The organism is Pseudomonas sp. (genome assembly GCF_046581935.1).
Taxonomy (GTDB): Bacteria; Pseudomonadota; Gammaproteobacteria; order Pseudomonadales; family Pseudomonadaceae; genus Aquipseudomonas.
Map to the genome: position 1 here is coordinate 447,784 of NZ_JAYGFK010000014.1, position 12,518 is coordinate 460,301.

15 protein-coding genes and 1 pseudogene are annotated in these 12,518 nt (G+C 57.3%); 7 read left to right on the forward strand and 9 right to left on the reverse strand.

The window, feature by feature from the left end:
• Positions 1-73: 73 nt before the first annotated feature.
• The gene (locus tag VCA57_RS12915; protein ID WP_411185431.1) at positions 74-1,144 is read left to right on the forward strand and encodes an AI-2E family transporter; all 1,071 of its coding nucleotides are present in this window, start codon (positions 74-76) and stop codon (positions 1,142-1,144) included.
• Between the two features lie 163 nt (positions 1,145-1,307).
• Positions 1,308-2,012 (forward strand): DnaA regulatory inactivator Hda, encoded by a 705-nt coding sequence (gene hda, locus VCA57_RS12920; protein WP_411185432.1) that lies wholly within the window; start codon positions 1,308-1,310, stop codon positions 2,010-2,012.
• Positions 2,013-2,021: 9 nt separating this feature from the next.
• Here the strand turns inward: hda and VCA57_RS12925 are convergent, their stop codons facing one another.
• From VCA57_RS12925 to arsC, 4 genes are read right to left on the reverse strand one after another with little or no spacing between them, the layout of a single operon-like run.
• Entirely contained in the window at positions 2,022-2,759 is a 738-nt protein-coding gene (locus VCA57_RS12925; RefSeq protein WP_411185434.1) for an alpha/beta fold hydrolase, read from the reverse strand.
• Positions 2,759-3,169: a DUF2069 domain-containing protein gene (locus VCA57_RS12930; protein ID WP_411185436.1), complete on the reverse strand. Its 411-nt coding sequence runs from the start codon at positions 3,167-3,169 to the stop codon at positions 2,759-2,761. The genes VCA57_RS12925 and VCA57_RS12930 overlap by 1 nt, the downstream gene beginning before the upstream one ends.
• On the reverse strand, positions 3,162-3,767 hold the full coding sequence (wrbA, locus tag VCA57_RS12935) for an NAD(P)H:quinone oxidoreductase (RefSeq protein ID WP_411185437.1): 606 nt from the start codon (positions 3,765-3,767) through the stop codon (positions 3,162-3,164). The genes VCA57_RS12930 and wrbA overlap by 8 nt, the downstream gene beginning before the upstream one ends.
• Positions 3,764-4,117: an arsenate reductase (glutaredoxin) gene (gene arsC / locus VCA57_RS12940; protein ID WP_411185438.1), complete on the reverse strand. Its 354-nt coding sequence runs from the start codon at positions 4,115-4,117 to the stop codon at positions 3,764-3,766. The genes wrbA and arsC overlap by 4 nt, the downstream gene beginning before the upstream one ends.
• Before the next feature lie 105 nt (positions 4,118-4,222).
• Between arsC and VCA57_RS12945 the strand changes: the two genes are divergently transcribed.
• Both VCA57_RS12945 and VCA57_RS12950 read left to right on the forward strand, forming a co-directional pair.
• Positions 4,223-5,455, forward strand: a complete 1,233-nt coding sequence (locus VCA57_RS12945; protein ID WP_411185439.1) for a virulence factor BrkB family protein — start codon at positions 4,223-4,225, stop codon at positions 5,453-5,455.
• A gap of 152 nt (positions 5,456-5,607) precedes the next feature.
• Positions 5,608-5,724 (forward strand): annotated as a pseudogene (locus tag VCA57_RS12950) (hypothetical protein); the annotation flags it as partial.
• 150 nt (positions 5,725-5,874) lie between these two features.
• On the opposite strand, the gene VCA57_RS12955 reads toward VCA57_RS12950, so the two are convergent.
• A complete protein-coding gene (locus VCA57_RS12955; protein WP_411185440.1) occupies positions 5,875-6,267 on the reverse strand; it encodes a hypothetical protein in 393 nt (130 codons plus the stop codon).
• 125 nt (positions 6,268-6,392) lie between these two features.
• Positions 6,393-7,802: a PilZ domain-containing protein gene (locus tag VCA57_RS12960; RefSeq protein ID WP_411185441.1), complete on the reverse strand. Its 1,410-nt coding sequence runs from the start codon at positions 7,800-7,802 to the stop codon at positions 6,393-6,395.
• A 33-nt stretch (positions 7,803-7,835) separates the two neighbouring features.
• On the opposite strand from VCA57_RS12960, the gene VCA57_RS12965 reads away from it, so the two are divergent.
• The gene (locus VCA57_RS12965; protein ID WP_411185442.1) at positions 7,836-8,315 is read left to right on the forward strand and encodes a TlpA disulfide reductase family protein; all 480 of its coding nucleotides are present in this window, start codon (positions 7,836-7,838) and stop codon (positions 8,313-8,315) included.
• Between the two features lie 4 nt (positions 8,316-8,319).
• The gene (locus VCA57_RS12970) at positions 8,320-8,595 is read left to right on the forward strand and encodes an acylphosphatase (RefSeq protein WP_411185443.1); all 276 of its coding nucleotides are present in this window, start codon (positions 8,320-8,322) and stop codon (positions 8,593-8,595) included.
• A 74-nt stretch (positions 8,596-8,669) separates the two neighbouring features.
• Here VCA57_RS12970 and VCA57_RS12975 read toward each other — a convergent pair whose 3' ends face one another.
• From VCA57_RS12975 to VCA57_RS12985, 3 genes are read right to left on the reverse strand one after another with little or no spacing between them, the layout of a single operon-like run.
• Positions 8,670-9,242, reverse strand: coding sequence for a transglycosylase SLT domain-containing protein (locus VCA57_RS12975; RefSeq protein WP_411185444.1), 573 nt, complete (start codon positions 9,240-9,242; stop codon positions 8,670-8,672).
• Positions 9,243-9,249: 7 nt separating this feature from the next.
• Entirely contained in the window at positions 9,250-10,203 is a 954-nt protein-coding gene (locus VCA57_RS12980; RefSeq protein WP_411185445.1) for a hypothetical protein, read from the reverse strand.
• A 26-nt stretch (positions 10,204-10,229) separates the two neighbouring features.
• The gene (locus VCA57_RS12985) at positions 10,230-11,945 is read right to left on the reverse strand and encodes a proline--tRNA ligase (RefSeq protein WP_411185446.1); all 1,716 of its coding nucleotides are present in this window, start codon (positions 11,943-11,945) and stop codon (positions 10,230-10,232) included.
• Between the two features lie 113 nt (positions 11,946-12,058).
• On the opposite strand from VCA57_RS12985, the gene VCA57_RS12990 reads away from it, so the two are divergent.
• Positions 12,059-12,466, forward strand: coding sequence for a PaaI family thioesterase (locus VCA57_RS12990; RefSeq protein ID WP_411185522.1), 408 nt, complete (start codon positions 12,059-12,061; stop codon positions 12,464-12,466).
• Positions 12,467-12,518 lie beyond the last annotated feature (52 nt).

Below are 12,518 nucleotides of genomic sequence, written 5' to 3' on the forward strand. Positions count from 1 at the left end.
TGCGGTTTTCTTATTTGACGGGACGCGGCATGAATGATTTTTTGGATAGGTGTTGGCATATGGAGCGCAGAGCATGATCGATTCGTATCGTTGGATATGGTTAGTTGCGGCGCTGCTGCTGGGCGGTCTGATGTATCTGCTGGCACCGATTCTGTCGCCATTTCTAATCGGTATCCTGTTGGCCTATATGGGCGACCCACTGGTTGACCGCCTGGAGCGCTGGAAGCTCTCGCGTACCTGGGGCGTGGTGGTGGTCTTTGCGCTGATTACTTTGGTGATGGCCATTCTGTTGCTGGTATTGGTGCCCATGTTGGGCAAGCAACTGGTGCGCCTGTACGAACTGGTTCCACAAATGCTCGATTGGCTTCAGCATCAGGCCCTGCCTTTGATTCAGCTCAAGTTGGGTTTAAGCGAAGGCTTCTGGCGTTTTGATCAACTGAAAACCGCGCTGTCCGGGCAGTTAGGTAAAACCACCGATATCGTCGGCATGCTGCTGTCCAAGGCCACTGCCTCTGGGCTGGCGTTGCTGGCTTGGGTGGCTAATCTGCTGTTGATTCCGGTAGTCAGCTTCTACCTGATGCGTGACTGGGATCTAATGGTCGCCAAATTGCGTAACCTGCTGCCGCGTGGTCGCGAAAGTATTGTTGTGCAACTTTTCAGCGAGTGCCATGAAGTGCTCGGGGCCTTCCTGCGCGGTCAACTGCTGGTGATGTTGGCGCTTGGCGTGATGTATGCCACTGGGCTGATGGTGATTGGTCTGGAGCTTGGCCTGCTGATCGGTGTGCTGGCCGGCTTGGCTAGCATCGTGCCGTATTTGGGCGTTGTGGTGGGGATTGGTGCTGCTCTGACGGCAGGCTTGTTTCAGTTCGGCCTGGATTTTTACCCGCTGTTAGGCATCGCTGCGGTATTTGTCGTCGGGCAAATGCTTGAAGGTATGCTGTTGACGCCCATGCTGGTGGGTGATCGCATCGGTTTGCATCCGGTTGCGGTGATCTTCGCGATCATGGCCGGCGGCCAGTTGTTTGGCTTTACCGGCATCCTCCTGGCGTTGCCAGTGGCAGCGGTGATCATGGTGCTAGCGCGTCATCTACATGATTTTTATAAGCAATCGGACGCTTATGGCGCTGCGCATGACAGCGATTGAGTTGAACTAAAGTCCGAACGATCGAGTGCAAAAGCAAGTATTGGCTAGACCTATCCAGCCAATACTCGCTATATCCATCAATGACTTAGCGCGCAGAAGGCTATAGACTTTGCGCTCTTTACGGTGAGCCAGCCAGCGGCTTTGACGAGTCGCCAACCCCAGCATGACACCCATACAACTGCCCTTAGGTGTGCGTCTGCGTGATGACGCCACTTTCGCCAATTACTACCCTGGAGCCAATGCTGCGGCATTGGGTTATGTCGAGTGTCTGTGTGGCGCCGATGCCGGTTGGGCGGAAAGCCTGATCTATTTATGGGGCGGCGAAGGCGTGGGACGTAGTCACTTGTTGCAGGCGGCCTGTCTGCGCTTTGAACAACGTGGCGAGCTGGCGGTTTATTTGCCGTTAGCCGAGGTGGCCGAGCACGGCCCGGCATTGCTGGACAACCTAGAGCATTGCGAGCTGGTTTGCCTGGATGACCTGGATGCGGTGGCCGGGCGCAGAGAGTGGGAAGAAGCGCTGTTTCACTTGTTCAATCGCCTGCGTGACAGTGGTCGGCGGCTATTGCTGGCTGCCAACGCCTCGCCCCGTGAGTTGTCGATCAAACTAGCCGACCTGCAGTCGCGGTTGACCCTGGCGCTGGTGTTTCAGCTGCAATCACTCTCCGACGAGGACAAGTTGCGTGCTTTGCAATTGCGCGCTTCGCGTCGTGGCTTGCACCTGAGTGATGAGGTCGGGCGCTTTATTCTGACTCGCGGCGAGCGCAGCATGAACGCCTTGTTCGAATTGCTCGAACGCCTCGATCAAGCCTCGTTGCAGGCTCAGCGTAAGTTGACGATTCCCTTCCTCAAGGAAACATTGGGCTGGTAAGGCTCATGTTTACTCAGTTAGCGCCGCAATAAACTCCGCTATAGCGTCAGCGCACGCGCGTGGCTGCGTCTGCAAAATGAAGTGCGGGCCATTCAGCCATATTTGCTTTAGTTGTGTGCAGCCATCACTCACGCTGTTCTGCGCGTTACGTGTTAGCAATCGGTCCTGGCTAGCCAGTAAATGCAGCGCTGGTAATGCAAGTTTTAAGACCGGCTTGCCCAGTGTTTTAAGGCTATGCAGGCGGGCGCGTAATAAATGCGCTGCAAGCGTTTGGATTTCTTCGCTTAGTACTTGCGTCAGCTCAGGCTGAGAGTGGCCGTTCAAGCAAAACAGGTTCAGCAAACTCTTCTGTTTGAGTAGCCAGCTTGGCAGGGGCAGATACTGGGCCAGTGGCAATAGTGGGTGCGGGCGGGTCAAAAATGAGGCCGCGAAGATCACCCCTTGCAAGCCAGGCGGTTGGCGTAGCGCTAGTTGATAGGCCAACGGCCCAGAGAACGACTCACCAAGCAGCACATAGGGTGTATTGCCGAGCTCGCTGAGTAACCGGTCAGCGATACTTGCGAAGTGCTGGCTGCCTTGCGTTGGCAGGCAGATCACCTGCACGTCCAGCGTAGGTGGCAGATGAGCGAGTAAAGGTGCAAACAGGGCGTCGCTGCCATTGAGGCCTGGCAGCAACACTAGGGTCTGCTGCCGTTTCACTCGCGGCAACGTGGCTCGCGATGAAACGGTAACAGACCCTTGATGCATCAGACTTCCCCTGCCAGTTTGCGTTCGTACTGAAAGCGCCAGCGGGTAAACATCAAGGCGGCGCAGAACAGGCTCAGGCTCAGGCCCGTCAGTAGCCAGCCGTACAGCGCTTTACTGGGGTCGAAGGCCGCGAGTACGCCCTGGATAAAGTACAGATTCACCACAAAGCAGGCCCAGGCATGGGCGCGGGCTGTGCCCAGGAGCAGGCCGGGGGCCAGCAGCAATAGTGGCGCAAGCTGCATGGCGAGGATCACCCAAAGCAATTTGCCCGGGACATTGGCATAGCCCAGGTTCCACACCAGCAACAAAGCTGCCAGGCAAAAGAAGCTCAGCAGGCTGGCTACACGGCTTATCTTCAACCGTGGTTGCAGCCACTCTAAGGACGGCAGCGGTTTTGCGGTTTTAGCCACGGTCGCTCTCCAGTTTTATCGCGATTTGTGCCAGGCGCTGGCCGAGTGCGCGACACAGTGCAGTTTCATGCTGATCCAGCGCGCGCTTGCCATCGGCTCCGGCGTGATGGCTGGCACCATAAGGCGTGCCGCCGCCACGGGTTTCTAACAGTGCGGCTTCGCTGTAAGGCAGGCCGGTTATCAGCATGCCGTGGTGTAACAGCGGCAGCAGCATCGACAGCAGGGTACTTTCCTGGCCGCCGTGCAGGCTGGCGGTGGAGGTGAACACGCCGGCCGGTTTGCCGACCAGGCCGCCGGTCAGCCATAGACCGCTGGTGCCATCAAGGAAGTACTTGAGGGGCGCGGCCATGTTGCCGAAGCGGGTCGGGCTACCGAGTGCTAAGCCCGCGCAGTTTTTCAGGTCATCCAGGCGCGCGTACAGCGCGCCTTCTGCCGGAATATCGGGCGTGACAGCTTCACACTCGGTGGATACTGCCGGCACGGTGCGCAGGCGCGCTTCCAGACCGCCCATTTCTACGCCGCGGGCGATCTGTTTGGCCATTTCTGTGGTGGCGCCATGGCGGCTGTAATACAGCACCAGAATATAAGGTGCGCTCACGGCAGAATCTCCAGGATGTTTTCCGGTGGACGGCCGACAACGGCTTTATCACCGACGACCAGAATAGGGCGTTCAATCAGTTTGGGCTGACTGACCATGGCATCGATCAACTGCGCGTCAGTCAGCTGCGGGTCGCTAAGGCCTAGGCTCTTGTACTCATCTTCGCCGCTGCGCAGCAGTTGCCGGGCGCTGATCCCGAGCTTGCGCAGCAGTTCCTGCAATTGCGCCGCGTTCAGCGGGGTTTCTAGGTAGCGCACAATGCTCGGCGTTAGCCCGCGCTCTTCAAGTAGCTGCAATGCACTGCGCGATTTTGAGCAGCGCGGGTTATGGTAGAGCGTCAGATCGGTCATGTGCGGGTCGCCTGTTACCTTCGATGGCGGCTATTCTAACCGCTAAAGGCACCTGCGCCTGCGCCTCTAGTAGGTTACACATGGGTAAAAGGCTAAGGAGAGGGCATGCTGCAGCGCGTTAATGATATGTGGGAGTTCTGGCGTTTTCTGTTGCAGCGCTTTATCGCTGATCAAGGCGCCAACAATGCCGCCGCGCTTACCTACACCACCCTGTTTGCGGTGGTGCCGATGATGACCGTAACCTTTTCCATGCTGTCGGCGATTCCCGCGTTTCAAGACACCGGCGAGCAAATCCAGAGTTTTATTTTCCGCAATTTCGTCCCGTCTGCCGGGGAGACCCTGCAGCAATATCTACGTGATTTCACCACGCAAGCGCGCCAGCTGACCTGGGTGGGCGTAGTGGTGTTGGCGGCCACAGCATTCTGGATGCTGGTGACCATTGAGAAAACCTTCAATACCATCTGGCGTGTGCGTCAACCGCGCCGTGGCGTCTCGAGCTTTCTGCTGTACTGGGCGATTCTCAGCCTGGGGCCGTTGTTGCTCGGTGGTGGCTTCGCCATCAGCACCTACATCGCTTCGCTATCGATGATCTCTGGGCCGGATGCTTTATTGGGTGTGCAGGCATTGCTCAAGTTTATGCCGCTGCTGTTCAGCGTGGCTGCTTTTACCCTGCTGTATGCGACGGTGCCGAATGCTCAAGTGCCGATTCGCCATGCATTTTTTGGCGGCTTGTTCGCGGCCATCTTGTTTGAGGTGGCGAAGATGCTGTTCGGTCTGTATGTACGCTTATTTCCCAGTTACCAGCTGATTTACGGGGCCTTTGCCACGGTACCGCTGTTTCTTTTGTGGATTTATCTGTCCTGGTTGATCGTGCTGGTTGGCGCTGAGCTGGTGTGCAGTTTGGGTATTTCACAGCAATGGCGCAGGCGAGCCATGCCGCGATTGCTAATGGTATTTGGCGTGCTGCGGGTGTTTTATCAGCGGCAACAATCAGGATTAAAGGTGCGCTTGCGCGATGTGCAGCGCCAAGGTTGGCAGTTGGCTGAGCATGAATGGGAGGAGACCTTGGCCTTTCTGGAACAGCAGAAGCTGGTTGCCCCCACGGGCTCCGGTAATTGGGTGCTGAGCCGTGATCTGAGCCACTACCCGGTGCAGCAATTACTCAGCCACAGCCCTTGGCCATTGCCTCGGGTGGAAAATCTGCCTGAACAGCTTGATGAGCATTGGTATCCAGCGCTGCGCAATGGCTTGGAGCAATTGCAGGAAGAGCAGGCAAGCTTATTTGCTGTCGACTTGGGGCAATGGCTTCAGCCGCCGCCGCCGGATTCGGCAGAGTGACGTAAAACGTCAGTTTGCGGCGCTGTGCTGATGGTGCGGATGATTATGGGAGCGTTAAATAGCGCAAAGGAAGCTGGCACGCTTCTCGCTATCTGTTCTACTGACAGTGACTAGATTGCCCGTAGGCATGGATTGGCGGAGTGTGAAGCGTTATGACAGCCACTAAAGGCAATGTGATTTATCTGCACCAGCGTAACCCTCAAGAGGCACTTGAGCGACTTAACCGTATTACTGGCCTGCGTTTTAGCAGTTGGCCGCAATCCTTAGTCAATGTCGATACAGCTACAGCGCAATCTTCTACTGTTGGTGCTGTCGAGAACTCAGCGGTGGATAGCACGGGCACGCTGTGTGAGCCATGTGAAAGAGTCTCCGGCTGACTGCATAACGCCTTCTCAAGCCCGTTGGGTTGTCAGCTGCTTTCAGGCGAGCGCTTGGCGGCTATCGATCTGCGGCAATTCGGCCGCCTGGACAAATAACTCTTCGACTATCAGGCTATTTGTCGCCACTGCAGAGCGCATGCGCACCTGCATGTCTTCGATGTTCTGTTTGACCGGTAGGCGCGCTACGCCCGAGAGCAGAATTTTACCCTGTTGATTAGCCTTGCCATGATCGACCATCACTTCGCGGCGGGCGCTGCCATCGCGGTAGCTGATCAGCAGAGATACTGGCAGATCGGCCAGCCCTGGCAGATGGAGCCAAGCAGCGACGTTGAACTCAGCAACGCGGCCTTCGTATGGGGTGACGTGTAATCGGGCGAGATTGACGATGGAAGAGGCTACTTGGCCGACCAATTTGTCGAGTGCTTGGGTCATTGTGCTGTTCCAAGGTAATAACAGATCGTATCAAGCGTGATTGCGACCGATTATAAATCCGTCCAGTCGGATGAAACTGTGTGCTTGGCCGGTTCCCTGCGTGACCTTTCTCGCAGTTTTATGTATCAGGCTAGTTGCATTGGGTAGCGCGTGACTGCGGTTGTAAGCAAGTTGGCGGCTGGCAGCGGGAGAATGGCCTGGTTGTGCGCGTTAGCCAGTTGCAGCCAGATATTTTCACCTTCTACGAATTGTCCATTGGGTAGCCACAAGCCGTGGTGCCAGCCATTGCCCGGTGCCGGAGTACTTTGTAGTACGCCAGGGTGGGTTTGTGCACTTGGCGTACGCCGCAGCCATACGGAGCGGGGCAGGCCTTTCAGGTAGCGCAGGCCCAGGTGCAAACCTTCATTGTTCAGGTGTCGCCAGCGTACGAGGGCGAGGGTGGGTGTATCGCTGCCGGTGAGCAGCAGCACCAACTGGCCGACGCAAAGCTGAGTGGCTTGGTCCGCATTGCACAGCAGGCGTGCGCCACCTGAGCTGGCGTCGAGGATCTGCGCGGCTGTACGGGGTGGGCGGTGCTCCAGTAGCTGTGCGTGGATGCTTGTCAGCCCGACCACCATGTCGCATGTGGAACTGTGTTCGGCACGGCTGTGGCGACGCTGCTGACGCCCTAGCCAGTGTTGCTGAACGCGATCCAGTATCTGGCGTTCTGCCTGGCTTTGCAGGGGGGCTGGTTCGTGCAAAGCAACCAGCACGGCACCCAGTTCAAAGCGTCGCAGATAGGTCGAGCTGCCCTCTGGCGTCTGGGCGTAGGCCAGGCAGGGTTGTGATTCCGTCAGGTCTATTATTGGCCCGTCGATTTCCTCGTCTTCGTCCCAGGGCAGCAGTCGCGCCAGCCCAGATAAGGGTGAGAGTGCGCCGAACAGCAGGGCGCATTCGCCATTAGCCAAATGGAACGGGTTGCTCAGGGCTAGAAGCAGCATCTGCTGATAGAGGCCGCGCAAAGTGTTGGACGGTTGTGGGGAAAATGCTGCGGCCACGGGTTCATCCAGGCAGTCCTGATGTTCACCCATCCAATACAGCAAGTGACTATCGCGCCACAGGCTGGGTGGTGGCTCTTGGTACAGTTGGTAGTGCCGTAGCAGGCTCTGCGCGAGGAAGTGCTGGGCCATATACAGACACCATGCCAGGTGCGGGCGTGATGGTTGACGCCCCTTGATGATTTGCAGGAGCAGGCGTTTGAAGCCAACCGCCAGTTCACTGCACAGGCGCACAAATAGTGGGCTGGGTGGCGTTGCGCCCTGATAGGCCTGGCTGTAATGGCGGTAATGATCGCTGAAGCTTTGCAGGACGCGTTGCCTTTCAAGTAAGGTCATAGCGCTGCGGTTTAGCCTGAAGAGCAAGCTGAGCACGTGTTGCAAGGCTTGCTCTGGTAATTGCAGGCGGGCCTGATCCAGCTGCTCGTTGAGGTCGGCCAGTGGTGCGACGTCTGTTTCGAGGATGTCTGGCACTTCCAGGCGCAAGGCATCTAATGTCATATCAACCTTGTCGAATAATCGAGGAGCGAATGCATGGGAGTGCGTTTCCAGGCCGTTATCCGTGCTGTTGTAAGCGTTGGCATAGGTCTAATTCTGGTCGGTTGCGCGCAAGATATTGGCGTCGACCAATATGGACGAAAGGTAGCGGTTGAGCGCCTAGAAGGCCAGTGGTTAGTGATTAATTACTGGGCGCAATGGTGCGCACCTTGTCGCACCGAGATTCCTCAGCTCAATACGCTAGAAACGCAGCTCAAGGAGCAAGCGGTGCAGGTGCTGGGGGTGAACTTCGATGCGCTGCAAGGCGAGAAACTGCGCCAGGCTGCTGAGGATATGAAAATTACCTTCACTGTGCTGGCGCAGGACCCCGCCGAACGCTATCAGTTGCCGCGCGCCGAAGTACTGCCGGTGACGTATATCGTCGACCCTCAAGGGCGCATGCGAGAGCGTCTGTTGGGCGAGCAAACGGCCGCTGGCCTGACGGCTCGCTTGGCTGCACTCAAGGCAGAGGGGTAGGTCTGTGACGCGCGTATGCATGCATGGCTATATTTCTGGGCGAGTGCAAGGCGTTGGCTTTCGTCAGATGACCGCGGCGCAGGCTGAACGCCTCGGTCTTGAGGGTTGGGTGCGTAACCTGAGTGATGGCCGCGTCGAGGTGCTTTTCGAGGGCAATGAGCCTGCGGTGGCAGAGTTGACGAGCTGGCTGCAGCAAGGGCCAGATGCAGCGCAGGTTGAAGCACTGGAGTTGCAGGAGCTGGCGCTGCAGGGCATTGCTGGGTTTATCGTGCGGCGCTGAGTCGTTGATGGGTTACGCGGCGCACAGGGTTTCCTGCTTTGCTTGCGTCTTGTACTCCGCGCCGCTAACCCATCCTATGGTTTGACGTACCAGACGTCATGCCAGATGCCGACTACTTTAGCCGGGTAGGCTTGCTTACCTAGGCTGCCGTTATAGCGAGCCAGGGCGCGGTTGAGGTCACCTTTTTCCTTGCGTAGGTAGAAGCTGAGGATAGTGCAGCCATAACGTAGGTTAGTGGCATTGTCGGTGAGGTTGTCCTGCGGTCGACCCAGTTCGGCCTTCCAGAAGGGCATTACCTGCATCATGCCCTGTGCACCGACCGAGGAGATGGCGAAGCGGTCGAAGTGACTTTCGCTATGAATCAGAGCAATTACCAGGTCGGGGCGCAAGCCCGCTTTGCTGGCCTCGCGATGCACCAGTCGCAGCAGGCTCAGGCGTTCCTCGGCATCAGGAATATAGCGACGCAAGCGTGTGGACATATCCAGCAGCCAGACTTCGGCGTCGAAGCGGTCCTGAAAACTGTCAGCTTGGGCCACTGTTTGCTGCAGTAATGCGCGCAGCTCCGGTTCCGGCGCTTGGCGTACATCAGCCTGCGTCGTGCTCCAGCACAGTAAGCCGAGCAGGGCGCAGGTCATCTGCCAGCGCATGTGCTGATCAATCGTTGCCGGGGTCGGCGACTAGACGTCCTGCGTCCCTGGTCAGGGACTGCAGGAAAATCTTCTGTAGCTCTGGGTCGTTTCGGGTCAACTCTATCAGGCTCTGCTCTAGCTCGCTGGCTTCCTCTTCGAGGCCGAGTTCTGACAGGCGCTTGACGCGGTGCACCCACTGCGCCACATCATCGCCCTCAAGGTCGTTGTAAATCAGCCTGTGAGCTTCCTGTAGCTTACCGCGCAAGGTGCGACTGACAAGTAGCGAGGCATCGGCGCGCGCCGATCCTTGGTCATCTTCAACCGTTAGCAGCAGTGTGCTGATCTGCGTGACATCCTGTTCGGCAAACGGGCTGTCGAGCAGGTTTAAGCGCAGGATGCCGTTACGGTCGGTCAGCAATTCGTGAGTCTGTTCGCCAGCTTTGACCATTACCGGGCGTTCAGCCCATGGCAGGCTGGAGTATTCCATGCGTGCATCTTGGCGATGCTCTTCCAGGCTGGCGAGGTTTTGTTGCGAACGGCCATTGGACTCGACGTTCATTGTCGGGTTGAGCCCGGCAAAGCCGTAGCTGATCCAGTCTTTGGTGACGGTGTCAGGCAGGCTGCCTAGCAGCACAACGTTCAAAGCATTGGCACCGATACCGCCGACTACTGCTAACGCCCCGAGCGGCACCTCATACAGTTCACGCCACGGTTGATAAGGGGTGTAGCGGTCATAGCGGCGGGTTACGTCAAATGCCGTCACCTCAAAGGTCTTCTGTTCATGCACGCGTACACGGCGTTGTGGCAGCTCCAATACGCGTGGTTCGCCGACATCAATCTGCAGGCTGTGATCGAGCAGTTTACGCTCGACACGTTCCTCGTGTTCGCTGCGCTGTGGCAGCTGGTTAGCGCAACCACTGAGTAGCAGAGCGCCACCCAGGAGGGTGGCGATGAGGCTGAAGGTGCTTCGCTTGAACATGACGACTCTTGCTAAAAGGGCTGATATCAGTGGCTGATGCGGGCTTGGATAAAGCTCAGGATATCGGTCACAGGCACAGCCTGCGCTTCGGTTTCCTTGCGACTCTTGTATTCCAAGTTGCCTTCGGCCAGACCGCGATCACTGACGACAATGCGGTGTGGGATGCCGATCAGCTCCATATCCGCGAATTTGATGCCTGGGCTGGTCTTTTTATCGCGGTCATCGAGCAACACTTCATAGCCTGCAGCGGTGAGTTCGGCGTACAGCTTGTCAGTGGCTTCTCGCACGGCGTCGGTCTCGTAGCGCAGTGGCACCAGCGCGATGTGGAAGGGCGCAAGGGCGTCATTCCAGAGAATGCCGCGCTCATCGTTGTTCTGCTCGATGGCGGCTGCAACCACGCGGGAAACACCAATGCCATAGCAGCCCATGGTTAGAATCACCGGCTTACCGTTTTCACCCAGCACCTGGCAGTTCAGCGCTTCGCTGTACTTGGTGCCCAGCTGGAAGATATGCCCAACTTCAATGCCGCGCTTGATTTCCAGGGTGCCTTGGCCATCTGGGCTTGGGTCGCCGGCTAGCACGTTGCGTAGGTCGGCAACTTCCGGCAGCGGTAGGTCACGTTCCCAGTTGACGCCGAAATAGTGCTTGTCGTCGATGTTGGCGCCAGAAGCGAAGTCGCTCATCAAGGCAACCGAGCGGTCGATGATGCACGGGATTGGCAGGTTGATCGGGCCCAGTGAGCCAGGGCCAGCCCCAATGGCCGCGCGAATTTCAGCTTCATTGGCGAATACCAATGGGCTGGCAACTATTTCCAGGTTGGCAGCTTTGATCTCGTTGAGTTCGTGGTCGCCACGTACGATCAGCGCTACCATGGTGCCTTCTTTAGCACCATGGACCATCAGGGTTTTGATGGTTTTTTCGATGGCCAGGCCAAAGCCTGTCACCAGCGCGTCGATGGTTTTGGTGTCAGGGGTATCGACCAATCGCATGCTTTCAGTCGCTGCGCCACGACTGCTTTCGCGGGGTACGGCTTCGGCTTTCTCGATATTGGCGGCGTAATCGGAACTGTCGCTGAAGACGATATCGTCTTCGCCGGAGTCGGCCAGTACGTGGAATTCGTGGGAGCCAGTGCCGCCAATGGAGCCGGTATCGGCCTGCACTGGGCGGAAGTTCAGACCCAGGCGAGTGAAGACGTTGCAGTAAGCCTGATGCATACGGTCATAGGTTTGCTGTAGCGACGCTTGGTCGACGTGGAAGGAGTAGGCATCCTTCATGATGAACTCGCGGCCACGCATCAAACCGAAGCGCGGACGGATTTCGTCACGGAACTTGGTTTGGATCTGATACAGGTTGATTGGCAGCTGCTTGTAGCTGTTCAGCTCATTACGCGCCAGGTCGGTGATCACCTCTTCATGGGTCGGGCCAGCGCAGAATTCGCGGCCGTGGCGATCCTTCATGCGTAGCAGCTCGGGGCCGTATTGCTCCCAGCGGCCGGACTCCTGCCACAGTTCGGCAGGTTGAATGCCTGGCATCAGCACTTCCAGCGCACCAGCGGCGTTCATTTCTTCGCGCACTACTTTCTCAACCTTGCGCAATACGCGCAGGCCCATAGGCAGCCAGGTGTAGAGGCCGGAAGCGAGCTTGCGAATCATGCCGGCACGCAGCATTAGCTGATGGCTAACTACTACAGCATCGGATGGAGTTTCTTTAAGAGTCGAGAGCAGGAACTGGCTGGTACGCATAATTGGCTGTTCTGTCGGTTGCAAGAGATTTTGAATGGCCCGCATTGTACGGTGCCTGTACAGATGCGTACAGGATGCTGGCGTGCACATATTAAGGAGGGGATATGTCGATATTGACGGCAGAGCAGGTGCAAGCGTTGATTCGTGCAGGGTTACCGATGGCGGAAGATATCAACTTGTGTATCGACCGGCTTGATGCAGATGGTGCGCTGGCGCGCGTACCGTTCCACAGCAAGTTGGTACGCCCGGGTGGCACCTTGTCTGGGCCGACCATTATGGCGCTGGCGGATGCGGCCATGTATGCGGTGGTGCTGGGCAGCCTAGGACGGGTGGAAATGGCCGTGACGTCCAACCTGAATATCAATTTTTTGGTTAAGCCAAAGCCGGTGGATCTATTGGCTGATGCGCGCATATTGCGCTTGAGTCGCAGGCAGGCTGTATGCGAGGTGTCAGTGTATTCACAGGGCAATGAGGAGGAGCTGGTGGCCCATGTAACGGGGACCTATGCCTTGCCGTTGTAAGATTTTTATGGACAAGAAAAAGCCCGACCTAAGTCGGGCTTTCTTGTTTCGC

What these genes read in the sequence shown, in the direction of transcription:
- VCA57_RS12985 (WP_411185446.1), bottom strand. Translation starts at nt 11,945, where the DNA reads ATGCGTACCAGCCAGTTCCTGCTCTCGACTCTTAAAGAAACTCCATCC.
- VCA57_RS12925 (WP_411185434.1), bottom strand. Translation starts at nt 2,759, where the DNA reads ATGCATCAAGGGTCTGTTACCGTTTCATCGCGAGCCACGTTGCCGCGA.
- arsC (WP_411185438.1), bottom strand. Translation starts at nt 4,117, where the DNA reads ATGACCGATCTGACGCTCTACCATAACCCGCGCTGCTCAAAATCGCGC.
- VCA57_RS12965 (WP_411185442.1), top strand. Translation starts at nt 7,836, where the DNA reads ATGGGAGTGCGTTTCCAGGCCGTTATCCGTGCTGTTGTAAGCGTTGGC.
- hda (WP_411185432.1), top strand. Translation starts at nt 1,308, where the DNA reads ATGACACCCATACAACTGCCCTTAGGTGTGCGTCTGCGTGATGACGCC.
- VCA57_RS12955 (WP_411185440.1), bottom strand. Translation starts at nt 6,267, where the DNA reads ATGACCCAAGCACTCGACAAATTGGTCGGCCAAGTAGCCTCTTCCATC.
- VCA57_RS12960 (WP_411185441.1), bottom strand. Translation starts at nt 7,802, where the DNA reads ATGACATTAGATGCCTTGCGCCTGGAAGTGCCAGACATCCTCGAAACA.
- VCA57_RS12980 (WP_411185445.1), bottom strand. Translation starts at nt 10,203, where the DNA reads ATGTTCAAGCGAAGCACCTTCAGCCTCATCGCCACCCTCCTGGGTGGC.
- VCA57_RS12915 (WP_411185431.1), top strand. Translation starts at nt 74, where the DNA reads ATGATCGATTCGTATCGTTGGATATGGTTAGTTGCGGCGCTGCTGCTG.
- VCA57_RS12975 (WP_411185444.1), bottom strand. Translation starts at nt 9,242, where the DNA reads ATGCGCTGGCAGATGACCTGCGCCCTGCTCGGCTTACTGTGCTGGAGC.
- VCA57_RS12945 (WP_411185439.1), top strand. Translation starts at nt 4,223, where the DNA reads ATGCTGCAGCGCGTTAATGATATGTGGGAGTTCTGGCGTTTTCTGTTG.